This is a genomic window from Streptomyces sp. NPDC001904, assembly GCF_040297005.1.
Classification (GTDB): Bacteria; Actinomycetota; Actinomycetes; order Streptomycetales; family Streptomycetaceae; genus Streptomyces.
In genome coordinates this window covers 234,551-258,316 of the sequence record NZ_JBEOYI010000010.1, presented here as the reverse complement: position 1 = coordinate 258,316, position 23,766 = coordinate 234,551, and the positions used below count along the sequence as shown (strand labels likewise).

The 23,766-nt window shown below is 69.4% G+C and carries 24 protein-coding genes; 9 read left to right on the top strand and 15 right to left on the bottom strand.

The features are described from left to right. Positions 1 to 108: 108 nt before the first annotated feature. From ABT127_RS19240 to ABT127_RS19230, 3 genes are all read right to left on the bottom strand, one after another. A complete protein-coding gene (locus tag ABT127_RS19240) occupies positions 109 to 1,488 on the bottom strand; it encodes a mycothione reductase (protein ID WP_351451154.1) in 1,380 nt (459 codons plus the stop codon). A 417-nt stretch (positions 1,489 to 1,905) separates the two neighbouring features. Then, the gene (locus ABT127_RS19235) at positions 1,906 to 2,571 is read right to left on the bottom strand and encodes a response regulator (protein WP_351451153.1); all 666 of its coding nucleotides are present in this window, start codon (positions 2,569 to 2,571) and stop codon (positions 1,906 to 1,908) included. Positions 2,572 to 2,613: 42 nt separating this feature from the next. Then, positions 2,614 to 3,816, bottom strand: coding sequence for a sensor histidine kinase (locus ABT127_RS19230; protein WP_351451233.1), 1,203 nt, complete (start codon positions 3,814 to 3,816; stop codon positions 2,614 to 2,616). Between the two features lie 142 nt (positions 3,817 to 3,958). On the opposite strand from ABT127_RS19230, the gene ABT127_RS19225 reads away from it, so the two are divergent. Together ABT127_RS19225 and ABT127_RS19220 are read left to right on the top strand one after the other, a co-directional pair. Next, positions 3,959 to 5,107 (top strand): glycosyltransferase 87 family protein, encoded by a 1,149-nt coding sequence (locus ABT127_RS19225; RefSeq protein ID WP_351451152.1) that lies wholly within the window; start codon positions 3,959 to 3,961, stop codon positions 5,105 to 5,107. Next, positions 5,104 to 6,267: a glycosyltransferase family 4 protein gene (locus ABT127_RS19220; protein WP_351451150.1), complete on the top strand. Its 1,164-nt coding sequence runs from the start codon at positions 5,104 to 5,106 to the stop codon at positions 6,265 to 6,267. The genes ABT127_RS19225 and ABT127_RS19220 overlap by 4 nt, the downstream gene beginning before the upstream one ends. Before the next feature lie 383 nt (positions 6,268 to 6,650). Here the strand turns inward: ABT127_RS19220 and ABT127_RS19215 are convergent, their stop codons facing one another. From ABT127_RS19215 to ABT127_RS19200, 4 genes are all read right to left on the bottom strand, one after another. Next, a complete protein-coding gene (locus ABT127_RS19215) occupies positions 6,651 to 6,785 on the bottom strand; it encodes a hypothetical protein (protein ID WP_351451148.1) in 135 nt (44 codons plus the stop codon). Between the two features lie 129 nt (positions 6,786 to 6,914). Beyond that, a complete protein-coding gene (locus ABT127_RS19210) occupies positions 6,915 to 7,370 on the bottom strand; it encodes a DUF6228 family protein (RefSeq protein ID WP_351451145.1) in 456 nt (151 codons plus the stop codon). A 640-nt stretch (positions 7,371 to 8,010) separates the two neighbouring features. After that, positions 8,011 to 8,577: a GNAT family N-acetyltransferase gene (locus tag ABT127_RS19205; RefSeq protein WP_351451142.1), complete on the bottom strand. Its 567-nt coding sequence runs from the start codon at positions 8,575 to 8,577 to the stop codon at positions 8,011 to 8,013. A 141-nt stretch (positions 8,578 to 8,718) separates the two neighbouring features. After that, positions 8,719 to 9,309 carry a TetR/AcrR family transcriptional regulator gene (locus tag ABT127_RS19200; RefSeq protein WP_351451140.1) on the bottom strand — a complete coding sequence of 197 codons (591 nt, stop codon included), beginning with the start codon at positions 9,307 to 9,309 and terminating at the stop codon, positions 8,719 to 8,721. A 95-nt stretch (positions 9,310 to 9,404) separates the two neighbouring features. Between ABT127_RS19200 and ABT127_RS19195 the strand changes: the two genes are divergently transcribed. After that, positions 9,405 to 10,445, top strand: coding sequence for an NAD(P)-dependent alcohol dehydrogenase (locus tag ABT127_RS19195; protein WP_351451138.1), 1,041 nt, complete (start codon positions 9,405 to 9,407; stop codon positions 10,443 to 10,445). A 30-nt stretch (positions 10,446 to 10,475) separates the two neighbouring features. Next, positions 10,476 to 10,748 carry a hypothetical protein gene (locus tag ABT127_RS19190; protein WP_351451136.1) on the top strand — a complete coding sequence of 91 codons (273 nt, stop codon included), beginning with the start codon at positions 10,476 to 10,478 and terminating at the stop codon, positions 10,746 to 10,748. A 137-nt stretch (positions 10,749 to 10,885) separates the two neighbouring features. Here ABT127_RS19190 and ABT127_RS19185 read toward each other — a convergent pair whose 3' ends face one another. The 3 genes from ABT127_RS19185 to ABT127_RS19175 form a co-directional block, all read right to left on the bottom strand. Continuing rightward, complete coding sequence (locus ABT127_RS19185) at positions 10,886 to 13,768, bottom strand: lectin (protein ID WP_351451133.1); 2,883 nt, start codon at positions 13,766 to 13,768, stop codon at positions 10,886 to 10,888. 415 nt (positions 13,769 to 14,183) lie between these two features. Further along, entirely contained in the window at positions 14,184 to 14,648 is a 465-nt protein-coding gene (locus ABT127_RS19180) for a hypothetical protein (protein WP_351451130.1), read from the bottom strand. A 402-nt stretch (positions 14,649 to 15,050) separates the two neighbouring features. Continuing rightward, positions 15,051 to 15,902: an SDR family oxidoreductase gene (locus ABT127_RS19175; protein ID WP_351451128.1), complete on the bottom strand. Its 852-nt coding sequence runs from the start codon at positions 15,900 to 15,902 to the stop codon at positions 15,051 to 15,053. An 85-nt stretch (positions 15,903 to 15,987) separates the two neighbouring features. Between ABT127_RS19175 and ABT127_RS19170 the strand changes: the two genes are divergently transcribed. Next, positions 15,988 to 16,764, top strand: coding sequence for a TetR/AcrR family transcriptional regulator (locus ABT127_RS19170; protein ID WP_351451126.1), 777 nt, complete (start codon positions 15,988 to 15,990; stop codon positions 16,762 to 16,764). An 87-nt stretch (positions 16,765 to 16,851) separates the two neighbouring features. On the opposite strand, the gene ABT127_RS19165 is transcribed toward ABT127_RS19170, so the two are convergent. Together ABT127_RS19165 and ABT127_RS19160 are read right to left on the bottom strand one after the other, a co-directional pair. Further along, on the bottom strand, positions 16,852 to 17,394 hold the full coding sequence (locus tag ABT127_RS19165; RefSeq protein ID WP_351451123.1) for a DapH/DapD/GlmU-related protein: 543 nt from the start codon (positions 17,392 to 17,394) through the stop codon (positions 16,852 to 16,854). Positions 17,395 to 17,901: 507 nt separating this feature from the next. Further along, the gene (locus tag ABT127_RS19160) at positions 17,902 to 18,480 is read right to left on the bottom strand and encodes an O-methyltransferase (RefSeq protein ID WP_351451120.1); all 579 of its coding nucleotides are present in this window, start codon (positions 18,478 to 18,480) and stop codon (positions 17,902 to 17,904) included. A 454-nt stretch (positions 18,481 to 18,934) separates the two neighbouring features. On the opposite strand from ABT127_RS19160, the gene ABT127_RS19155 reads away from it, so the two are divergent. From ABT127_RS19155 to ABT127_RS19145, 3 genes are all read left to right on the top strand, one after another. Next, the gene (locus ABT127_RS19155; protein WP_351451117.1) at positions 18,935 to 19,174 is read left to right on the top strand and encodes a hypothetical protein; all 240 of its coding nucleotides are present in this window, start codon (positions 18,935 to 18,937) and stop codon (positions 19,172 to 19,174) included. Between the two features lie 244 nt (positions 19,175 to 19,418). Beyond that, a complete protein-coding gene (locus tag ABT127_RS19150) occupies positions 19,419 to 19,904 on the top strand; it encodes an NUDIX domain-containing protein (protein ID WP_351451115.1) in 486 nt (161 codons plus the stop codon). A gap of 221 nt (positions 19,905 to 20,125) precedes the next feature. Beyond that, positions 20,126 to 20,638, top strand: coding sequence for a TspO/MBR family protein (locus ABT127_RS19145; RefSeq protein WP_351451112.1), 513 nt, complete (start codon positions 20,126 to 20,128; stop codon positions 20,636 to 20,638). A 23-nt stretch (positions 20,639 to 20,661) separates the two neighbouring features. On the opposite strand, the gene ABT127_RS19140 is transcribed toward ABT127_RS19145, so the two are convergent. Both ABT127_RS19140 and ABT127_RS19135 read right to left on the bottom strand, forming a co-directional pair. Beyond that, positions 20,662 to 20,871 carry a hypothetical protein gene (locus ABT127_RS19140; protein WP_351451109.1) on the bottom strand — a complete coding sequence of 70 codons (210 nt, stop codon included), beginning with the start codon at positions 20,869 to 20,871 and terminating at the stop codon, positions 20,662 to 20,664. A gap of 72 nt (positions 20,872 to 20,943) precedes the next feature. Then, complete coding sequence (locus tag ABT127_RS19135; RefSeq protein ID WP_351451106.1) at positions 20,944 to 21,519, bottom strand: TetR/AcrR family transcriptional regulator; 576 nt, start codon at positions 21,517 to 21,519, stop codon at positions 20,944 to 20,946. Positions 21,520 to 21,622: 103 nt separating this feature from the next. Here ABT127_RS19135 and ABT127_RS19130 point away from each other — a divergent pair, with 103 nt between their 5' ends. Beyond that, complete coding sequence (locus tag ABT127_RS19130; protein WP_351451103.1) at positions 21,623 to 22,537, top strand: NmrA family NAD(P)-binding protein; 915 nt, start codon at positions 21,623 to 21,625, stop codon at positions 22,535 to 22,537. Between the two features lie 137 nt (positions 22,538 to 22,674). On the opposite strand, the gene ABT127_RS19125 is transcribed toward ABT127_RS19130, so the two are convergent. Further along, entirely contained in the window at positions 22,675 to 23,733 is a 1,059-nt protein-coding gene (locus ABT127_RS19125) for a LacI family DNA-binding transcriptional regulator (RefSeq protein ID WP_351451102.1), read from the bottom strand. Positions 23,734 to 23,766: the final 33 nt, after the last annotated feature.

Sequence of the window (23,766 nt, the reverse complement as noted above, 5' to 3'; positions counted from 1 at the left end):
TCCCGGGGCACTCGCACGATGTGCGGCCTTGCTCCCCCGTCGGGCCGCACCAGGTGGTGGGGCGGGCGGCGTCCGGCAGGGGCGCCGCCCGCCTGTCCCCCCGGCCGTTCAGGCTTCTTCGGTGTCCAGGTCCCGCAGGGCGTTCTCGACGACCTCGGTGAGGGCGGGGTGGATCCACAGGGGCTGCTCGGCCAACTGCCGCGCGGTCATGCCGGTCGTGAGGGCGATGACCAGGGGCTGCACCAGCGTGGCCGCCTGCGGGCCGAGGATGTGGCCGCCCAGCAGGCGTCCGGTGCGCCGGTCGGCGAGCACCTTGCAGAAGCCCCGGGTCTCCTCCAGTGCCCAGCCGTAGGCCACGTCCGCGTAGTCGTGGACCGCGACCACGTGGTCGAGGCCCTTCTCGCGAGCCTCCTGCTCGGTGAGGCCCACCTGGGCGATCTGGGGGTGGGTGAAGACGGCCGAGGGCACCGCGTCGTAGCGCATGGTGCGTTCCGCGCCGGGGTGGAGGAGGTTGTGGGCGACGATCTCCGCCTCGCGGTTGGCGACGTGCTTGAGCGGAACCGGTGAGCAGATGTCGCCCAGGGCCCAGACCCCTTCGGCGCTGGTGCGCATCCGCTCGTCGACGATGATCCGGCCGTCGTCCTCGGTGTCGACACCGGCCGCGCCCAGGTCCAGCCGGTCGCTGTTGGGCCGTCGCCCGGTCGCGACCAGCAGCGTGTCCGCCTCCAGCTGCGCGCCGTCGTCCAGGGTGAGCAGGAGTGCGCCCGGTTCCCCGCGGACGGCGGTCAGTTCACGGCCCAGACGCAGGTCCCACCGGGCGCGTACGGTGTCGGTGAAGGTTCGCGAGATCTGTTCGTCCTGCTGCTGTCCCAGCAGCAGGTCCGACTGCTCGACCACCACGACCCGGCTGCCGAACGAGTGGAAGACGTGGGCCAGCTCTGCGGCGATGTAGCCACCGCCGAGGACGACGAGCCGATCGGGCACCTCGTCGACGCGCATGATCGTGTCAGAGGTCTCGTAGGGCAGCCCGGCCTCCTCGACCACCGGAGGGACGACCGGCCGGCCGCCCGCGGCGATGACGACCCGGTCGGCCTCGATCTCCTCGGTCCCGTCCGCGGTCTCCACCGCCAGCCGGCGAGGACCGGTGAAGCGGGCCGCGCCGCGGTACACCGTGATGTGCTCGGTCTTCCGGCGGCCCGCCTCGCCCTCGCGGGCCGCCTCGTCCAGGCGGCCGAAGACGCGCTCGCGAACGGCCCGCCAGTCCACACCGTGGAGGTGAGCACTGACGTCGAAACGCGCGGCGTCCCGGACGGTGTCCACCGTGTCGGCGGTGGCGGCGAGCATCTTGCTGGGAATGCAGCCCGCGTTCAGGCAGGTTCCTCCGAAGGGGCCTTCGGACACCAGGGCGACGTCGAGGTGGGCGAACCGTTCGTCGACGAGGGCGTTGCCGGTGCCCGCTCCCACAATGATCAGATCGTGTCGGCGCATGCCGGAAACGTATCCGCTTCGTCCTCGTTCACTCCCGACGACGTGCGGCGCGACATCAGGTGAGGTCGTCGCGGCCGCTGGCCACGGAGAAGAACATCCGCATGCCGGAACAGGCTTCGGTGACGAACTCGCCCAGCTTGTCGGGGTCCACGCCGGCTTACAGTTCATGGGCGTTCCGGGCGTCGCGCAGGCATTCCGCCATCACCTTCGCCGAGGACTGGTAGGGCGTGGCGTCGTGGGTTCCGGTGGCCGCCTGCTCTCCCGTCAGGCGGACCGCGGCTCTCAGGAGCGGATCGGCCTGGAGGCATGTGGGACCACAGCAGGGTGATGTCGACCGGGCGCCGGAGTCCGTGCGATTGCAACTGAGGGACGGTCAGTTCCGGCTGAGCGTTCATGACGGCATGCGCGAGGTCCTCCTCAGCCGGCGCCGCCTCCCGCCCGCACCAGGCCCAACTCGTAGGCCGCGATGACGGCTTGTGCCCGGTCCCGCAGCTCCAGTTTCGCGAACATCCGGTTGATATGGGTCTTCACGGTGTGATCCGTGATCGTGAGTCGGCCCGCGATCTCCGCATTGGACAGCCCCCGGGCGATCAAGGTGAGCACCTCTGCCTCACGTGCCGTGAGCTCCCCTGCGGAGTGGACCGGCAGCCGTGAGGTCCGCGCGTGCACGAACTCGCCGATCACCCGCTTGGTGATCTCGGGCGAGAGCAGTGCGTTCCCGGCGGCCACCACCCGCACCGCGTGCAGCAGTTCGGGAAAGGTGGCGTCCTTGAGGAGGAAGCCGCCCGCCCCGGCCGCGAGGGCGTCGTACACGTACTCGTCGAGCCCGAAGGTCGTCAGCATCAGGACCTTCGTCGCGCCGTCGGATGCGGCGAGAATCTCGCGGGCCGCCTCGATGCCGTTCTTGTGCGGCATCCGAATGTCGAGGAGGGCAAGATCGGGCCGCGTCTTGGCGGCGATGCGCACGGCCTGTTCACCGTCTTCGGCTTCGCCGACGACCTCGATGTCCTCCTGAGTGTTGAGGAGGTTGACAAAGCCGGTGCGGACGACCGCCTGGTCGTCGGCGACCAGTGCCCTGATCACACACAACTCCTTCTCTGTGCTGTTCACCCGACTCTGTGCTGTTCACCCGACGCCCCAGGGGAGCTCCGCCTCCACCAGGAAACCTCCGCCCGGTCCCGCGCCCACGCTGAGCCGGCCGCCGACCAGGGCGGCCCGCTCGCGCATCCCGCTCAGACCGTGGCCCGCACCTGAGCCCGGGCCGGGCTCAGGGCCCGGACCATTGTCGTGGACGCGCAGGGTGAGCAGCTGTTTGGTGCCGTAGTCGATCTCCACCACGGTACGGGCACCGGGCGCGTGCTTGCGTGCGTTGGTCAGCGCCTCCTGGGTGATCCGATAGGCGGACAATTCCCACGCCGCGGGCAGCGACACCCGTTCCCCGGTGATCTTCAGCTCGGCTTCGCCACCCACCGCCCGGTGCTGCTCGATCAGTTCGGCGAGATGATCGAGGGTCGGCTGCGGGGCAGTGAGAATCACGTCCCCCTGGGCCTGCGGAGTGCGCAGAACTCCGAGGAGGCGGCGGAGTTCGGCCATGGAAGAGCGGGCAGTGCCGGCGATCTGCTGGAAGCCGTCGCGGGCCTCGGGAGTGAGTCCGGGGGTGGCGTAGGTGGCGCTCTCGGCCTGAACGGCGATCATCGACACCGCATGCGAGACGATGTCATGCAGCTCGCGGGCGATGGCGGCCCGCTCTGCCTCCGCGGCCTGCTGCCGTTCCATCGCGATCAACTGGGACTGTGCCAGGTCTCGTTCATGACGGCTCTGCTCGCGGGAGCGGACCGCGTCGCCCATCATCACGGCGGCGAAGATGACCACGGTCAACAGGAAGGACTCGGCGAACAAGCTGAGTGAGTCCTTCTGCCACAGCGGCGGCACTGGCAGGTTCATCCGCGACCAGGTCCGGATGTGCACCAGGTTCACGCACACGGCCCCCAGCGCCCCGCCCACGACGGTCAACGCCGGGTGGCACACACGGTATCGGCCCAGGGTGTAGAAGCCGATCAGCCCGCTGGCCATGGTCGAAACGTACAGGCTGACATCCCCGGCGAACCCCAGCAGCCCTGCGGCGACCGTCACCACCGCGACGGGCGGGAAGGAGCGCCGCCACATCAGCGAGGCGGAGGAGACAAGCACACCGATCACGGTGGTCAGGGATCCGGGATAGGCGATCAGTTCGGCCACGGCACCGACTGTCAGGGCACCGCCGGTGGCCCAGGGGTAGGCGGGTGAGGCTGTCCAGGCGCGGAGCCGCTGTTGAAGGGACGGACGCATGCCTCCATGGTCCGTGCCGACGCGGCCGCGCGCGTCACCGCACGGGTTGAGCCTGAGGGCGGACGTCATGCCACGGGTTGAGTTCAAGGTGCGGAGTCTCGGTTGACGACCCCCGGCCTGCGGGTTCCTAGCGTCGACGAGCATGACGAAGCGTCTTGAACCGTACGGGCGGCACATCCGGTACGTACGCGACGAGCGATGTGTGTGGGCCGGGTACGCGATCGTTGCACTGGCACTCGCCCTGTCCTCGGACCTGAGGCCGCACCGGGTCTGGGGAGCGCTGGCAGCCGCGGGTTACGCGGTCGCGGCCATACTGGCGTGCAGTGTGCGCTCCCGCCCCGCCGCACGGATGGTCGCGGTGGCAGGGGCCGTGGTGGTGCCGCTTGTCTCGATGGTGACGGCAGGGCTCGGGCAGTTGGAGATCGCGGTCGTCGAGCGGTCGGGGCAGCTGCTCCTCACCACCGGGAACCCGTACGTGTCAAACCCCACGGTCGTTGCCGATTTCAACCCCTACCTGCCCGGGATGGCGCTCTTCGGTGTGCTCCCCGGCGATGTGCGCTGGTGGACGGGCAGCGCCTTCGCCGCGACCCTCGCTGCGGCCGGCCTGTCCCGTGCCTGGCTGCTCGCCTGCCCACTGATCGCGCTGCCGCTCGCAGTGGGCGGGATCGACCTGCCGGTGGTCGGCCTGATGTGCCTGGGCGTCGTGCTCGCCGGGCAGGGGCGGCCGGGCCGTGCGGGCCTGGTGCTCGGCTTCGCGGCCACGCTCAAGTGGACGGCATGGCCCGCGCTGCCCGTGGCGCTGGCGCTGATCGCGGTAAGTCGGGGCCACAGGTATGCACTGCGGTACGGGGCCGTGGCCCTGGCCACCGCGACGGCGGCAGTGCTGCCCTTCACCCTCGCCAGCCCAAAGGGCTTCTACCGCAGCGTCATCGCTTTCCCGCTGGGCCTCACCGACACCGCTTCGCCCGCCGCCAGCCCGCTGCCCGGCCATCTGCTTGCCACCTATGCCCCCGGCGGCAAGGTGATCGCGCTTGCGCTCCTCGCGGCGAGCGCGCTGCTGACTTCGGTGTCGCTGGTGGTGCGGCCGCCGGTCGGTACTCGTACGGCGGCCGCCCGGCTTGCGCTCGGTCTGGGCCTGGCGACGGCCCTGATGCCCGCGACCCGCTTCGGCTACCTGGTCTATCCGCTGGTGCTCGGCGCGCTCGCGTCCCGCAGGCCGCAGTACGAACGCACTGCCGGCACCACTCCTGCCCTGCCTGTCGATCCCTCCCAGAAGAAGGCCCTCGTATGACGAGACATTCCAGCCCGCGCACGCTGATCGTCACCAATGACTTCCCGCCCCGGCAGGGCGGCATCGAGACGTTCGTCCGTGAACTGGCCGACCGGTTCCCGCCCGGCCAAGTGGTCGTCTTCACCTCATCGCCACGGACGGCCACGGCACAACCGGCACCGGACGAGTCCTTCCCGTACCCGGTGATCCGTCACCGGGTACGCACTCTCCTGCCCACTCCACGGGCGACCGCGCACGCCGCATCCGTAGCCCGCCGATACGACTGCGAGCGGGTGTGGTTCGGCGCGGCGGCGCCGCTCGGTCTGATGGCGGACCGACTGCGGCGGACTACGGACATCCGCACCGCCGTCGCCACCACGCACGGCCACGAAGCCTGGTGGGCCCGGACTCCCGGGGCCAGGACGCTGCTGCGCCGTATCGGCACGCAGACCGACGCGCTCACCTGGCTCGGTACGAGCACCCGCCGTCCGATCGAGGCGGCCCTGGCTCCCGGTACCCGCACCGCACGCCTGGTCCCCGGTGTGGACACCACAGCGTTCCGCCCCGGCCTGGACGGCGGCCCGGTGCGGGCGCGCTACGGCTTGGGCCGCCGCCCGGTGATCCTGTGCACGGCCCGGCTGGTCCGGCGCAAGGGCCAGGACACTCTGATCCGGGCGCTGCCCTGGATCCGCAGGGCGGTCCCGGACGCCATGCTCCTCCTGGTCGGCGACGGTCCGTACGCTCCCGGCCTGCGTCAAGTGGCCCTGGATGAAGGGGTATTGGACTCGGTGGTCTTCGCCGGTGGCCATCCGCACCGCGCACTCCCCTCCTTCTACGCCGCCGCTGACGCCTTCGCCATGCCCTGCCGCACCCGTAGACGCGGCCTGGAAGTGGAGGGCCTGGGCATCGTCTACCTGGAAGCCGCCGCATCAGGACTGCCCGTCCTGGCGGGTGACTCAGGCGGCGCCCCCGACGCGGTACGCGACGGCGAGACGGGCCATGTCGTCGACGGGCGCTCGGTGGCGGCCACCGCGGACCGTCTGATCAGACTCCTGCTCAACCCCGAACTCGCCCACGTGATGGGTGCCAAGGGCCGCCACTGGGTCCAGACGGAATGGACGTGGGACCACTCCTACACAACGCTGGCAGAGCTGCTCCGCTCGGCGGAAGCCACCGGATGAACGAGCGCAAGCGTGGGCACTGACCGAGCCGGTCGGCGACCGGCGCCCCCGGCTCTTGTAGCCGGAGGGTGCCTCATGACCTCCCCACCTGGTCAGCAGCGTTCTCCTGCTTCGCCCTGTGGCGCCAGGACGGGCTCGACCTGCACGGAGCACCTGCACGGCCACGTACGGGAGAGGGCCCTGGCAGGGAACGCGGGCCGGCCGTAGATGTGCTCGGACTGATCATGCGGACTGCCGTCGCACCGGTTATGCGTCATCGCTGCGACGGCGCGCATGCCAGAGGCGTCTGAGGGCTTCGAGCTCGGCGCGAGGGAAGTGCTCGCCCCATGTGCCGCGGTAGCCGCTCTCTCCGTAGAACCGAGCCACCTCGCCGAAGCAGCGGATCACGCTCGGGCAACCGTGTCGACGGAAGCCCGGGCCGACCAGACCTTGGTGCCCTTGTTGTCGCAGCGGCAGGCCGTCGGCTCGGCCTCGAACTGCGCGCGCGTCTCCGTCTCGCCGGCGACGAGCCGGGCCACCGCCGTCAAGAACTCTTCGGGCGCGTTGCTGACGAGACGCGGTGAGCTCCGCGTTCGCCTGCCGGCCCTCGAGAGTCCAGTCGGCCCACCCGTGTGCCCCCAACGTCAAGGTGAGGCGCATACCGGAGGTCACTGCGACTCCCTGGCGAAAAAGTGCCGGACGTCGGCCGCCAGAGAGGACATCTGTTCCCCGGCCTCCGGGCAGCTCGTCACCGAAGCGGTCCATCCGCCCGCGATGTCGGGCCAGGGACGCAACGTCCATGTCAGCGCGACGCGGCCGGTGGGCATGAAGACGGCCGACACCGCCAAGTCCCCGTCGTGCGTCTTCCAGGTGCGCTCCCCCTCCCAGCCCCGATAGTCCGCGGCCAACTCGGTGAGGAAGGCCGCAAGATCAGCGTCCCAGATCCATGCCACGACCTCGTCGACGCGAGCAGCCAGGCCCGGAGACCAGGCCTCGGCCACGTAGTGCACGGCGTCATCGTCGAACGACTGCCGATCGCTGAGCCGCACGCCGACGGCTGCGTTGTCCAGAGAGGTGACGATCACGGCGGGCGGGTCGCCGGTGAAGCCGTCCACGGAGGTCATGCGGTGAACGCTAATCAGGCCGGCCTGTGACGTCACTTGAATTCGAGGGGTGCCCACAGGTCGCTCGTCGGGTGGTCCAACAGCCCGGCTGTGTGTGGCACCGGCTCGGCACCGGCCAGGGGGTGTTCCGTTTCGCTTTTCCGGAGACCGCGCCACCGCCCTCTTCAGATGTGATGCTGCAGCCAGACGACCAGAAGGCTCACCGCCGCAGACCCGGCGCTGTAGGCGGCGCCACGCACCATCTCGTCGATGACCGACCGCCCGTTCTTCAGCCGCCATTCGCGGAGGCGGAACACTGCGCGGGCCAGTCGTCCCGGAACGGACGGTCGAGTGTTGCTAAGCTGTTGCAAAACGGCATCTCCGTTGGGTTTGAATTCCGGATGGTGAGGGCCGCGCAGGGAGTTCGCATCGGCAGGTTCCTAGGCCTGACGCCGAGGGGACTCCCTTTTGCGTTGGCGAAATCTTACGAGGCCCTACACCCGGAATTGATCGCATTGCCCCGCGCCACGCACCCAAATCTTTACGCATTCATTCCGTGACGCTCTGTCACCATGTGTACGCAGGGTCTATTTCTTCGTACCGGGAATCAGCACTGCCGGTGCCGAAGAGGCAGGAGTGTCGACGGGCCGGGTTCGAATGGTTATGGGCGGGGGGCCTCAACAGGCGGGGTAGGACGATTGAGCCGCCAGACCACGATGATCCCGCTGCCGGAGGGAGCTGCGGGCTGCATTCCCTGTTCACGCAGGATTTCGGTGAAACCCAACCGGCGCGGTATCGCGGCACTGGAGATGTTGGACAGGTCGTGTGCGATTTCCAGGTACTCCACGTGCGGCAGGGTGAACATCTCGGCGACCAAGGCCGCCGTTGCCCTGGTGGCTATGCCCTGGCCAGTGGCGGCAGGGTGCAACCAATAGCCCATGCGGCGACCTTGGGGCTCGGCCGCGCGGTAGGTCTGGCACATGCCGATGAGAGCGCCGTCCTTTGAGATGGCGTAGTTGTACACATCACCGCTTATCCACTTCGACTCCGAAGTCGCGAGGAACTCGCGGGTGCTCTTCGCACTGTGGCGGGAGACCCACGACTCCCAGGGGCGCAAGTGGTCCAGAGACTCCTCGATCAACTTGAATGCCGGAGCGAAGTCGTTCTGCCCCCGCCAACGCCGCAGAATGAAGTCTCCGCACTCGATGATCTGCCTTGGCCGCTTCATGACGCCATGCTGGTTCGCAGGACAGTCGGCTGCAACGGGATACGGGGAACTGGTGGACCGTCCACCTGACATGCCCCTTCGCGGAACGTGAAGTCGCCGGCCCTTATGCGGAGATGTCAGCCGCGTAGACCCACACACCGCTCAGGCCGTGGCGCCGACAGCCCCTCGGACGCACTCCCGCAGCAGCGCGCGGCGCCGCTCGTGGGCGGTGTCCGGTTCTTTGGCGCCGGCGGCGTAGACGTTGCTGACCGGGGACCACGCCATGGACATCGCGATCACCATGGCCATGATGTCGAACGGATCGCCCGCTCGGACCCGCCCGGCCGCCTGCGCCTCGGTGATGGCCGTCAGCTTGCGGTCGTCGTACTGCCCGTGCCGGTCGACGAGATGCCCCTCGGGCCGCCGCTCCAGCCGCGTCCAGGTCGCCAGCCGGATCAGATCGGGGCGCCGCAGATACTCGTCGTAGAGACGCACGGCCCAGTCCGCGAGGTCGTCGGCGTCGATGGGGACGACGTTGGTGATGCGCTCCAGCGAACTGAGGAAGATCGCGTCGAAGAGCTGCTCCTTGTCGCCGAAGTAGGCGTAGAGCTGAGCCTTGTTGGTACGAGCGGCCTTCACGATGCGCTCGATACGCGCCCCCGCGATCCCGTGCTGGGCGAACTCCTCGGTGGCGGCGTCCACGATGCGTCCGTACGTCGCCGCGCCTCGTGCGGTCTGGGGCTGTTCCGGCATGCCCCGATCATACGCAACAGAACGGTTGGTTTGCCTCGGTGGGTGCGCGGCGCTACCGTGCAATAGACCGAACAGTCTGTTTGAAAGAGGTCACGATGCGCACGACAACCGGATGGCGAGCGACCGGACCGGAGACCGTGGCCCGCACGCAACTGACGCGCCGCGAACTGCGACCGGACGACATCGCCGTACGCGTGGACTTCTGCGGTGTCTGCCACAGCGATGTGCACGCCTTGCGCACCCACGACGAACACGCCGGTGCGCCGCTGGTGCCGGGCCACGAATTCACGGGCGTGGTGACCGGGACCGGAGCCGAGGTGACCGCCTTCTCGGTCGGGGACGGCGTCGCCGTCGGCAACATCGTCGACTCCTGCGGCACGTGCGCCATGTGCGTGGCCGGCCAGGAGAACTACTGCCGCTCCTTCCCGACGCTGACGTACGGCGGCACGGATCGCGTCGACGGGTCGACCACGCTGGGCGCCTACTCCCGCGAGTACGTCGTGCGCGAGGGGTTCGCCTACGCCCTTCCCGCCGGCCTGGACCCGGCCGCGGCGGCTCCGCTGCTGTGCGCGGGAGTCACCGTCTGGGAGCCCCTGCGCGCGCTCCGCGTGGGCCCGGACAACCGGGTCGCCGTGGCCGGCCTCGGCGGCCTGGGCCACCTCGCGGTCAAGATGGCCGTGGCGCTCGGCGCCACCACCACCGTCATCAGCCGCGGCGACGGCAAGCGCGACGACGCGCTGCGGCTCGGCGCGCACTCCTTCGTCGACTCCACCGACGAGCAGCGGATGGCAGAGGTCAGGGACACCTTCGACGTCGTCATCGACACCGTCTCCGCGCCCCACGACCTCGCCCCGTATCTGAGGACGGTCGCGACGGACGGCACCCTCAGCCTGGTCGGCTACCTGGGCCAGGTGACGATCGAGGCCACCGACCTGCTCATGGGCCGCAAGAAGCTCAGCTCGTCCGGCAGCGGAGGCCGTCCCGGGACGGCCGAGATGCTCCGCTTCTGCGCCGACAACGGAATCGTCGCCGACGTCGAGGTCCTGCCCTCGGCGCAGGTCAACACGGCACTGGACCGCCTGCGCCGCAACGACGTTCGCTACCGCTTCGTCCTGGACATGTCCGACCTGGGGTAACTGCCGCCCTCTGACGGGTAGTCGAGAAGCATGGACGAGTCAGCAGGGACGTATCCGCTTCCCCCGACACAGGCCCGCTGGACCCGCGCGGCCATGATCATGTGCTGGGCCCTGCTGCCTTTCGTACTGGCGTGCGCGGTGCTCTCGTTCTTCGACGACAGCGCACCCGGATGGCAACCCTGGCTGATGTTCGCCGTCGCCGTGAGCGGGCTCCCCAACGCCACGGTTCAGCTCGTGCGGTGGCGACGTCACCGTGCCGCCGTGGCGGCCGCCGCCGCGCGAGCCGAGGCCGGCACGGACTGAGCAGGCCTCGGCTCGCGGGGCGTGAACTCGCGGGAGGGCGGCACACGCGAGGGCCTGATTCATCAAGACCCTCTGCCAGGCCGCCCCGGGGAGGGAGGCGGCCGGACAGGTGAGGGCTCGGAATCAGGGCGCGTGGTTCACCGCCGTGCCGTGGCCTTCGGTTCCGAGGTCGGGCTGTGGCCCGGCTTCCAGGCCGGTGCGCCGGACGGTTCGGCTGCCGCCTTCCTGTTCAGGGACTGTGCGGTGGTCGGGAGGGTCCAGTTCTGGGCGCCGCTTCCGTTGCAGCTGTAGAGCTGGAGCTGGGTACCGCCCGCGGCGGAGCTGCCGGGGTCGTCCAGGCAGAGGGCGGACTGCGGGTTGACCAGCGAGTTGTTCGTTCCGGCCCGCCACTGCTGGCTTCCCGTGCCGTTGCAGGTCCACAGCCTGACCTTGGTGCCGTTCGCGGTGCCGCCGTTGTCCACGTCCAGGCACTTGCCGAGCGAGCGCAGCGAGCCGTCCGAGGCGACCGTCCAGTCCTGGGCGTAGGTGGCGTTGCAGGCCCACATCTGGGTGGCGGTGCCGTCGGCCGTGCCCGAGTTGGCGACGTCGACGCACAGCTTGCCGCCACCGGAGGCGGTGACACCGGAGACGATGGGCCCGACGCGCGGGATGGAAGGCGACGACGTACCGCCCCCGTACGACGGCGGTGCCGCCGAACTTCCGGCGGCCCAGCCGGTGTTGGCGGCGGTGCCGAGGGTGAAGTCCAGGGTCCCGCCCGCGGTCAGGGCGGACGTGGGCGCGTAGGCGTTGTTCCACGCCGAGCCGTTCCAGGCCGCGGACTGCACGTAGGGGGCGTTGTCGGCGGCGCCGTTGCCGTTGACGGTCAGCTTCTTGCCGGAGGGCAGGGTGATGACGGCCTGCGGGAAGAGCGGCGAGCCCAGCGCCAGGTCGGCGGTGCCCGGCGTCTGCGGGTACATGCCGAGCGCGGAGAAGACGTACCAGGCGCTCATGGCCCCCAGATCGTCGTTGCCGTCGGCCAGGCCGCCGGGAGTGGCGGACCAGATCTGCTGCTGGATGGCGCGGACGGTGCCCTGCGTCTTCCAGGGCTGACCGGTGTAGTCGTACTCCCAGGGCAGTTCGATGCTGGGCTCGTTGCCGACCCAGGCGTAGCCGTTGGCGCCGGTGTAGCTGCGCAGGACGGTGTCCAGATAGTGGTTCATCGCGGTGTTGCCGCCCTTGGCGCGCGCCAGGTCGCGCACGTTGAAGGGCACCATGCCGGTGTAGATCCAGGAGTCCGCCTCGACCATGTCCGTGCCGCTGGTCGGGTCGAACCCGCCCGTCCAGGTGCCGTCGGCGTTGCGCGGCTGGACGAAGCCGGAGGCCGGGTTGAGGACGTTGCGCCAGTTCTGCGCGCGCGTCGCGTACGTGGACTGGTTGGCGCTGTCGCCGAGCGCGCCGGCGAAGGCGGAGAGGGCGAAGTCCGCGGTGTCGTACTCCAGCGTCGTGGCGACCGGCCCGTAGAAGTTGCAGCAGCCGTAGCTGCCGTTGTGCGGCATGTAGCCGGGAGAATCGAGGTAGTTCAGGCCCGGGCGGTCGTTGTTCGCCTTGGACGCCTGGGCGACCAGTGCGCGCAGCGTCTCGGCGGTGTCGAACTGCCGGGCGCCGAAGGCGTGGTAGTCGGCGATGATCGCGGCGGCGGGGTCGCCGACCATGACGTAGGACTCGCCGTTGTTCTCCGACCACTTGGGGAAGATGCCGGTCTGCCGGTAGTCGTCGAGCATGGACTGGGCGGTGTCGGAGGCGGCCTGTGGGTCCACCAGGGCCTCGAGCTGCGCCTGGGAGCGGTAGATGTCCCAGCCGGAGTAGTTGCCGTAGGCGGCCTGGTGGCCGGAGTCCACGGTGTGGGCCTTGCCGTCGAAACCGGGGTACTGCCCGTCGGTGTCACTGATCACGTTCGGGTGCAGCAGCGAGTGGTAGAGCGCGGTGTAGAACTGCTGCTGCTGGGCGGCCGTGCCGCCGCCGATCTGCACCCGTCCCAGCTCGGTGTTCCAGGCGCCCTGGGCCGCGTTGCGGGTGGCGTCGAAGTCCCAGCCGGGGTTCTCCGCGGTGCGGTTGGCCTTGGCGCCGGCGACGGAGACGTAGGAGACGCCGACCTTCGCCTGGACCACGGGGTGCTTGGTGGCGTCGAAGGTGACGTAGCCGTTGTTCACGGCGGCCTGGGGGCCGGCCGCCGCGCCCGGGGTGGCGCTCTTCGCGGGGGCGCCGTGCAGGACGGGGTGGTTCGCCTTCTCCGCGGCGTTCTTACTCGCGCCCTTGTCGGCCTTGTCGCGCAGGGTCGCCGTGGCGGCCGGGGTGCCGCTGGTGGTGAAGGGCTGGTCGAAGACCATGTCGAAGTAGACGGTGTAGGTGTTGCCCGCGCCGCAGAAGCGGCCGCTGGTCACCTGCCCGCTGACCTCGGTGTCGGAGACCTTGGTGAACTGCGTGTTGCTCGCGCCGTTCTGGCTTCCGGTGAGTTTGAAGACCAGGTTGGCCTGGGTGGTGGAGGGGAACGAGAAGCGGGCCATGCCGCTGCGCTTGGTCGCCGTCAGTTCAGTGGTGACCTTGTTGTCGAGGGCCACCTTGTAGCTGCCCGCAGACGCCGACTCGTTGGCGTGGCTGAAGCCGACGCTCGCCTTGGTGTCGACGGCGCCGACGCCGGGCAGCACCGGCACGTCGCCCGCCGCTCCGCAGCCGGGCCCGGCGATGTGGGTCAGGCTGAAGCCGGTGATCGACTTGTCGTTGTACTCGTAGCCGCCGCCGGGCGGCCGCGAGGGGGTGTCCGGGCTCCACTGCACCATGCCGAACGGCGCGTCGGCGCCGGGGAAGTCGTTGGCCTGGTTGGAGGTCCCGATGAAGGGGTTGACCAGGGTGGCCGGCGCGGTGACCAGGGCCGCGGGACGGGGTGCCGCGACTGCGGGAACGGTCAGTTGGGCCACCGCGAGCGCGCCGGCAGCCAGGATGCCGGTGCCGAGGGCGGCGGATGACCGTAAGGGGCGTCTCATGTCCTTTGTGCCTCCTCGTATGCGCCTTCCGGTGGGGTCGAGAAGGCCCCAGCAGAGGGCGGAAAGGCTGGTACAGGGGTCTGACAACGTTGTCACTCTGATGTGGCGTGCTCTCCGGTTGTGGAGTGGGGTGCGGAGGTGCCAAGAAGGGCGAGTTCGAGGGGAACGTAGCCATGTGGCGGGGACGCGTCAACGCTGTGCGCAGAGAACGGTGGGCGGGCGCCCGCCGCGGGGGCGTACCGGACGGCGCCTCGCACCTTGCCCGGACACCGTTGAGGAGCAGGGCGGCGCGAGGGGTCAGGTTCGGTGCCGCCGCAGGTGGGTGCGGCCAGCAGCACTCGGCACAGTCGACACCGCCAGCCAGTAGTCGGCACCGCCAGTCAGTAAGAGGTGGGGAGTTGTGGGCGAGCTGATTTCACTCAATGTGGCGGGTGAGGCCGATCCTGGCCGCGTTGCGGATCCGCTTGGTGCGGCCACCTTCGGCGAGGAGCTTGACGGCCTCGGCGTTCGCCCCGCCGGCCGTCTTGAGTTGGAGCCAGTTCGATGACGTGAGCAGGTCGTCCGGCTGCCAGGGCAGCTTGAGGGTGATGGCGCGCAAGAGCGACCACTCCCCCAGGCGCCGGGTCAGGAAGGGGGGATCGATCGTTGCCTGGGTCATCGCCTGCGCCCACCCCTCGTAGGCAGGGCCGGGACAGAGGTCGGCGGCTCGATGGCCCAGGTGCCGCAGTACGGCGGACTGGGCCATCGTCCGATCCGGATCGGCGAGGACACGGATGACCAGGTCGATCTCGTCAGCGTCGGCGACCTGCTGCAACTCATCGATGCAGGCCGCGAAGCGGACGTGCTCGTCCGGGTTCCGCAGGATGTCGTGAAGATTCATGCCACCGCCTTGGACCGCTGGACCGGGATGCCATTTTCGAACTGCTCGCCGGCGCGGACCAGGGACACCGGGTGGGAGGTGCGCCTTCCGACCCGCGCGGGGCGTGACGGTACACCGATGCGACAGTGCTCGGACCCCTCGGCCCCCTGCGCAGGACAGCAGCCCGTGCCGTCCGGCTCATTCTTCCGGGCGGACGGCTTTCCCCATGGCGCGCGTACCGCGTACCGCGCAGCCGCATCGCCCGCCTGTGGCCGATGACCGCTGGCGGGGGGCCGGAACCCGCCCGATCCTGATGGCGCCATCGATCGCCCGACCGTGCAGTGCAGTGCACCAGGAGCACCCGTGACCTCGGCGCGGCGGCAGGGAACACCCGTCCCCCCTGCGGGATATGGACCGCGTCGGCTACTGGGGTGCGGCCAGGGCGTCGCGTGCGGTGGCCGGGCGGCGGCCGAGAAGTTCGCCGAGGAGGGGGTCGGTGCCGGAGAAGAAGCCGGCCTGCGCGGCTCGGTAGAAGCCCAGCAGGAAATGGGTCATGTGCTCGGGCTGTCCGGCGGCGCCCTGTGCCGCGATCCAGTCGCTCTCGTCCATCTGCTGGTAGCGGATGGTGCGTCCCGACAGTTCGGACGCGATGTCGGCGAGTTCGGCGAAGGTGGGGGCCTCGGGTGCGGTCAGGGTCACCGGGCCCTCGTGGGCGCCGGGAGTGGCGAGGATCAGTGCCGCCGCCTCAGCGGCGTCGCCGCGGGCGGTCCAGGAGACCGGTCCGTCGCCGGGCACGGCGATGACGCCCGTCTCGCGCCACGGTCCGGCGAGCCACTGGAGGCTGTGGGCGTAGAAGCCGTTACGCAGTGACGTCCACGGGGTGCCGGAGGCGGCCAGGATCTGTTCGGTCGCGAAGTGGTCCCGTCCAGGGGCGAACGGGTTGTCCGGTGCGGCGGCCTGGTGGCTGGTGTAGAGGATCCGCTTCGCGCCGGCCTCGACTGCGGCGTGCACAGCCGCGCGGTGCAGCGCGGTTGCGTCTGCGGTCGGGTCGTTGGAGGAGACGAGCAGCAGCTGATCGGCGCCCGCGAACGCCTTGGGCAGGGAGTCCGGGGCCGCGTAGTCGCCGTACCGGACCTCGACTCCCTGCCGGGCGAAGTGCTCCGCTTTCGCGGTGTCGCGCGCCACGATCGCGATCTCGCTCGCGGGCAGGCGGTCGAGCAGGTGGTCGACGGTAGCGCCGTTGAGGGCTCCGGTCGCACCGGTCACGATTATCATTGATCCGCTCCTTCTGTTATCGCTGGAATCATCCTCACGGTAACCCCGGATATCGCCGATAGCAAACCGTTGCTATCTTTGATTCATGGGTGATGCGGTCAGGACCAGCCGGACGGACACACGGGCGGCGATCGTCGACGCCGCCGCTTCGCTGCTGCGCGAGAAGGGGCCCGGCGCGGTCACCACCCGCGGCGTCGCCGAGCGCGCCGGTGTCCAGGCCCCGACCATCTACCGCCTGTTCGGTGACAAGGACGGCCTGCTGGAGGCGGTGGCCGAGCACGTCATGGCCGCGTTCGTCTCGGACAAGGCCGCCAGTGTCGCGGCCGCCGCGGCGACCGACGTGGACCCGCTGGACGACCTGCGCGCGAGCTGGCACAAGCAGATCGAGTTCGGCCTGGCCAACCCGGCGATCTTCCGGCTGCTGAGTGACCCCGAACGCGTACGCGACTCGCCTGCCGCCCGCAGGGGCAAGGAGATCCTGGAGACACGCGTACGCCGACTGGCGGCGGCCGGGCGACTCCGGGTCCCCGAACCGCACGCGGTCGACCTCATCCAGGCAGCCGGTGTCGGAACTGTTCAGACCCTGCTGGCCACCGCGCAGGAGCAACGGGACCCTGCTCTGGGCGAGGCGATGATGGACGCCGTCCTCGGCCGCATCCTGACCGACGCCCCCGCCCGGACACCCGACGGCCCCCTCACCTCGGCCGTCGCCCTCCGCGCCCACGCCCCCCACCTGGAGATGCTCAGCGAGCCCGAACGCCTGTTGCTTGTCGAGTGGCTCGACCGCATCGCAGATCCCACGGGAACCAACGCCGAGGCGACCTCGGCGGCATCGCCCCGTCGCCCTCAGCGCCGAACCTGATGCTGGGCACCATCCGCGCCCTAGCTGATTAATTCCAAGGCGTCGTCTGGCTGCCCGCAGTCGGGCTCGGCGGGGCGGCGAAGGCCGTCACCACTTTCGGTGCACGGTCGCCTTGCTGCCGGTCACCAGGCTTGCGGGTGGAACGTCGTCGGCCACGACTGCACCGGCGGCGACCACGGCGTCACGGCCGATGCTGACGCCGGGCAGGATGGTGGCGCCGGCGCCGATCCACACGTTCTCCGCGACGTCGATGGGTGCGCCGGTGAGGTAGAGCCGCCGCTCCTCGGGATCAACCGGGTGGCCACTGGTGATGAACGTGACCTTCGGCCCGATCATCACGCGCTCGCCGAGGCGGATGCCTGCATAGTCCAGGAACGTGCAGTTCTGGTTGATGAAGACGCGTTCGGCGAGGTCGAGGTTCAGGCCGTGGTCCGTGTAGAAGGGCGGATAGATCGTGGCTCTCGGCGGCAGTGGCTTGCCGAGGATCTGTTCGAACAGTTCCGCCTTGCCCGCCTCGTCATCGAAAGGCAGGACGTTCAGGCGGGAGGTGAGCTCGGTGACCCGCAGGACCCTCTCGGCCATGGCCTGGAACTCGGCGCTGTGGATGCGCATGAGACGGTCGCTGGACATGCCGCGATTCTTTCTGTGTACCAGCGGCTGAGCAAGACTCACCGCGATCGAGGCCAAGGCGTGCCGCCAGAGACCACAACGAGGGGCACCCAAGATCGTCCTGTGACGAGCCCCTGGATGCCCTCGCGACGGCACTCCAGGCCAGCCGTCCCGCTGGGCTGTACCTCTGATCGATGCGGCGAGGGGCCACGCCGAGAACCAAGTTCTCCATGGCGTGAGGCACCGGTCCGAAGCTGGCCGCCCAGGCCTCTACGAGATAGATCACGCCCGCTTCATCGATGCCCAGGAAGAATCGGCCGTGGTCCAGCTCGCCGAGCGGCTAGAGACGGCGCCCGATCACTTCGAACATGGATCGACAGCGAGCCGTGTCCACCTTCCGCCCAGGCGTCCAACCCGACGCCTCCAACACCCCGTCCACCTCTGGCGACCAGCTACTCATCCGGGCCCCGACTTCTCAGCTGTGGGACAGCACCGAGTCGTGCTCGTGATCCCGGTCGGCTTTGGCCGTCAGGCCGTACGCACTGCCATCAGCAGTCCGCTCGCCCATGCCATGCGAACGACTCGGAAGTCCTCGCGTTCGTCCAGTTCGGCCAGAAGCCGTTGGACGGAGGCTTCGTGGCCCTCCGGCCAGCCGGGCTGGGGGAAGAGGTCGTCGATCAGGTAGGTCCCTCCAGGAGCCACGAGTTCGAGGGCTCGGTCGAGGTGGGTGAACTTGCCTGGCCAGGTGTCCGCGAAGACAAGGTCGAAGGCTGCTCCGTCGAAGTCTTCCAGCCAGGCGCCACCGTCTCCGGAAACGAAGGTCACCCGCGGGTCGGCGCCCAGTTGCTCTTGGGCGAACGCTTGGAGGGCGGGGTCGAGTTCGACGGTGGTCAGGGAGGAATCTGGGTCCATGCCGCTGAGGAGCCAGGCGGTGCCCTCTCCGACTCCGGTGCCGAGTTCGAGGATCCGGCCTGCGGGCCGGGCGGCGGCGAGTGCTGCCAGAAGGCTTCCTGTGCGGTCTTCGCTGGACATGATGAATCCCGCATCGCGCGCCTTGGAGCGCAACGCAGGCAGGGCGGTCGGGATGCGGCTCGGCGTGTCGTCCATTCGCAGATGATGTGAGGACCACGTCGTGACAGGCAAGGTCAATTCTCGTACGCATGCCCGTAGGGGCAGGCCACAGATGATGGACTGGGTGCGACAAGGTCCGGCTCGACGCGCCCTGGATGCGCGGCGATCAGGTAGGTCGTGGCGGTGCGCGGATGGATTCCCAACGCAGCCCCGGCTGACACCGTGTCGCCTTGGCCCAGAGGCGGAGTCCCGGAACCCGCTCCCTCGGCGTCCCTCTCCCGAGTGACGTCGCGTGACCTGGAGAAGGTCGGACGCAGTTCTCTTGATCATGAGAATGTTCCGAACGGCGCTCCCAGTCCTGGCTCTGTCGCTCGCTGCGACGATCCCCCAGGTATCCCCCGCTGCAGCCACCTCGGCTTCAGCCCTCCCTGCCACGATCGACAAGAGCTCATGCACCCATCACTGGTCCGGTCCGCAGGTCTGCATTCGCATGACCGGCGACGCCTTGAGCACCCGAGTGATCGGCTTCTGGTCCAATCCCCCGAAGTCGGTGAAGTCGAGAACGACCTGGCTCACTTCGGATGGCTACCGGTTCACTCAGACGGTCCAGGCCGGTCGGGTCGGGAAGACCATCTCTCGTAGCTGGTCCGGCGCCGACTACCGGGGCGCCAAGATCTGCGTTCACTTCAAGGGAATCAACCGCGTGGCCTGCCAGAAGGCGCCGATCTAGCAGATCACCGGATCCTGCGGATTCAGAGGTAACCTGCGCAATCCACTGCCCGTGTCCCTGGGGTGACCTCCTGCTGTTTCGCGTACATACGTGATCACTCCACACTGGGCGACCGAACCCCAGCTCCCGCTGCTCCAGTGACAGCCCAGATCACCCGGACGCCCACCGCGCCCAAGCCGGCACATCAACTCCCCTGTCGGCAGCCCCTGTTCCACATCAGTTCGACCGCGCTATCTTCGCGAGCATGAAGATCCGGCGCAACGTTCGCGCGGTTCTGCTCGATGGCGATCGGCTGGTGTTCCTGCGTCGAGGATGGCCCGGTGGACCCTTCTACTACGAGACCGTCGGCGGAGGCGTCGAACCGGACGACGCGGATCTTGGAGCGGCCCTGCGCCGCGAAGTCATGGAGGAGATCGGCGCCACGATTGGCCCTGTCACCGAGTTCCTGACCGTGACCGACCCGGGTGAGAGGGTCACCGTCGTACAGCACTACTTCCTTGCTGACGTGCTGAACATGGATCTGGGTCGCCGCAACGGCCCTGAAATGCATGATCCCGACATAGGGAACTTCTCACCGATCCGCGTCGCACTGGAAGCATCAGCCGTGGCAGCGCTGGATCTTCAACCGACTGAACTCACCGATTACCTACGCGATCACGTCAGTTCTTGGCGCGCCCGACAAGACGCGACCCCTTCGAATGACCCCTACCTGAATGACCCCTACCTGTGAGCCCATCACCGATGGTCGCATCCAGGTTCCTGCTCCTGGCCAAGCCGTTGCCCCACGCCTACTCCGTTCCGCTACCGGGACGGAACAGGCCGCCAACGATGGTCCTGCTCGATACCCGCCGGCGCAGCGGTCGCCGGGCGGCCCGGACCGTGTCGGCGATCACGCCCCGCCGGACCCCTGCGCGACCGAGTGACGGGTCGATTGCGGGGAAGAGTTCTGACATGAGGCTGTTGACTGCTATGTCTCGCTCGGGGAACGAGTCGCGGACGGACGCCCTGCGCGATTACGGCCTGGTGGGTGCCGGGGTGGCGGCTGCGGCGCTGGCCGGATCGCTGGCCATCGATCCCGACAACACCTGGTACCGCTCCCTGAAGAAACCGCCGTGGCAGCCTCCACCGGCGGCATTCGGAGCCGTCTGGACACCGTTGTACGGCTCCATCGTCGCCTGCGGCGGACGGGCGCTGCAGCGCAGCTCGTTGAGCGAGCGCCGTAGCTGGACGGCCGCGCTCGCAGTGAACCTGTCCCTGAACGCTGGTTTCGGCTGGTCGTTCTTCAAGGCCCGCACACCGTATGCGGGGCTGGCTGTCACCGCGGCCACGGCTCTGTCCTGCTGGGACTTGGTACGGCGTGCCGCACGCATCGACCGGGGCGCGGCGCTCGGGCTCATTCCCTACGCGTCGTGGTGCACCTTCGCCACCGCCCTGAACGCTGAAATTGCACGGCTCAACTCGTAGCGGACGTCCCTGATGCTCGCAGGTCAGCAGGCCGGGTACTGCTCGGCGGCGTTGTCGACGCGGGTGGCCGTGGTGACAGCGATCGTCTCCAGCGATCCGTCGGCGTGGAGCAGTTCGGCGGTGCGCGTGGAGCAGCCGACGTACGTGGGCGCGGGGCCGAAGTCCGTCGTGACGACCCAGCTGCCGTCCGCGGGCCACCGGAACTCCGGATCGCAGTCGACCGCGCGGTTCATCAGCTCGTACCTGCCACAGCAGCTCGCCCTCGTCACCGCGGCGGGGGTTCCGCTGCGAGGATCACGAACCGCTCAGGCCTCGGCGGTCCCCCGCGCGGGGCTGATCCCTTCGACGGAGAGACGGAAGAGCCGCTCGGCCTGCACTGACGGTTCACTGTGGTGCTCGGTGGCCAGGGCGATGCCGACGCTCAGGGTCAGCAGGTCGTGGAAGGTGACGTCGCCCTTGACCGCCCCGTCCCGGACGGCGTGCCGCAGCAGGGGCGTACCGGCTTCTTCGAGCGCGGCGCCGCAGGAGTTCTCGGCGGGTCGGTCGGTGGGGGGCTCATAGGTGAGGGCATCGGCGAGTCCGCGGGCGGAGACGGCGTAGGCGACCAGGGCCCGGAGCCATTCCAGGAGCGCGGCCCGGCTGTCCCCGGTGTCGCTCAAGCGGCGGGCGCGATCGCAGAGGTGCTCGATGCGTTCGTGGAAGACGGCTTCGAGCAGGGCCTGGCGGGTCGGGAAGTGGCGGCGCACCGTGGCCGAACCGACGCCTGCGGTGCGGGCGATCTGCTCGAGGGACGCGTCGGCGCCGCGCGCGGCCACCTCCGCCTCGGCGACGGACAGGATGCGCTGGTAGTTGCGCCGGGCGTCCGAGCGCTGACCGGTCATGTTCTCCCTCACTTGCTAAACGGCGGGCCCCGCCATATTTTAGCCCAGGAAAAACGGCGGGGTCCGCCGTTTAATCTCCCTCGGACTCCAAGGAGCGAGAATCATGACCACCGACACCGCACCCGTCCTCGTCACCGGCGCCACCGGCCGCCAGGGTGGGGCCACCGCCCGCGCCCTTCTCTCCGCAGGGACGCCGGTACGCGCACTCGTACGCGCCCCGGGCTCGGAGCCCGCGCGGGCCGTCGAGGCGCTGGGCGCCGAGCTCGTGAAGGCGGATCTGGCCGACCGGGCCTCTCTGGACGCCGCTCTCGAGGGGGTCCGTGCGGTGTTCTCCGTGCAGATGCCGCCCATGACCGAGACCAGCGTCGACTTCGCGGGAGAGCTGGCGCAGGCCACTCATCTGATCGACGCGGCGAAGGCGGCGGGCGTACGGCAGTTCGTGCAGTCCTCGACCAGCGGGGTGGGCGAGCACACCCGTACTCCTGGCTGGGCCGAGGGGCGTTGGGCGGCGATGGAGGGCTACTTCGCCACGAAGCAGGCGATCCTGGAGGCGGTGCGCGGTGCGGGCTTCGACCGCTGGGCGGTGCTCAAGCCCGCCTTCTTCATGGAGAACATCCCCGCCCTGCTGCCCCGGGGTCCCGGCGGCGGCCTGGCCACCGTGCTGAAGCCGGACACGGAACTGGCGCTCGTGTCGCGCGAGGACATCGGCGCGGCCGCCGCTCGCGCCTTCGCCGATCCCGATCTGTTCCACGAAGTAGAGCTGGAGCTGGCCAGTGACCGGCTCACCATGACCGAGATTTCGCGGATCCTGTCCGAGGTCGCGGGAGTTCGCGTCGTCGCGCCGTCCATGACCCTGGAGGAGGCCCTCGCCGCGGGCATGCCGACGTGGGGCGCGGGACACGAGTGGAACAACACGGTCATCCAGCCGGCCCGACCCGAGTTCGCCCAGGCGCTGGGGATCCCTTTGACCACGTTCGCCGACTGGGCGCGGGAGCACCTGACGGCCACGGCCGGCTAGGTCGCGTGCGGCGCGCAGGCACCCGGTGAGCGGTGGCCGGCGTGTCCGCACACGGCTTCGGCTCCGTCGTAGTAGCCAGAAACGCGCGAGCCCGATGGGCAACGGCGACCGGTCGGATCGCCCTGTGGCCCGGTCGTTCAGGCCCGCCCCTGCGCCAGTGCGGTGGAGCCCCGCAGGCGCAGTTCGGGCTCGATGAGGACCTCGTCGGGGCCGACGCTGCGGTTCGCGATGAGGGACGTCACGATGCGGCCGACGTTCTCGGCGATGCGCTCGATGGGTTGCCGGACCGTGGTGAGCGGCGGCCAGATGAAGTCCAGCATGGGAGAGTCGTCGTAGCCGATGACGGACACGTCGCGGGGAACGCGCAGGTCGGCGCGGTCCACGGCGCGGTAGGCGCCGAGCGCCATCTCGTCGCTGGACGCGACAATGCCGGTGACGCCCCGCTTGAGCAGAGCGGTGGCCGCCAACTGCCCGCCCTCCACGTTGAAGGGCTGGCGGGAGATCAGGTCCGTCGACTCCTCGAGGCCGCGGCGGCGCAGCGCGCGCAGGAACCCCTCGACGCGCCGGTCGGCCGGGATGTTGCCGGTGGGGCCGGCCAGCAGGCCGATCCTTCGGTGGCCGAGGTCGTGCAGGTGACCGACTGCCAGCTCCGAGACGCGCCAGTCGTCGGTGGAGACGACCGGCGCCTCGAACTCGGGGAAGCCGCCGTTGATGCTGACGTAGGGGATGCCCCGCGACTCGATGAACTGCACCACACGGTGGTCCTCGTCGCGCAGCGTGTTACTGGAGGACAGAAAGACGACGGCCGCGATGCCCGCGTCGACGAGGGACTCGACGTAGTCCCGTTCGCGTGGCGTGCCGGGGTAGACGGGACAGATGATGGGCGTCAGACCGTAGGGGCTCAGCTCGTTCTCGATCCGCTCCGCCTGGTGGGCGAAGATCGGGTTCTTCAGGTTCGGGGTGAGCATGAGGACGAGTCGGTTGTCCATCGGCCGCTCGTAACCGACCTTGCGCAGCGCCTCCTCGACGGCCTGCCGGGTGGCCGCGGAGACGCCGTACTTCCGGTTGATGACCCGGCTGACGGTGGCCTCGCTCACCTCCGCGGCCTTCGCGATCTCGGCGAGGGTCGTGGTGCCGATGGGCGTGCGGGTTCCTCCCCGCCGCTTCGCGGGGTCCGCGCCCTTCGCTGTCGTCATGTCAAACCTTCCGGTCGCACGCTGAGTCGTCCG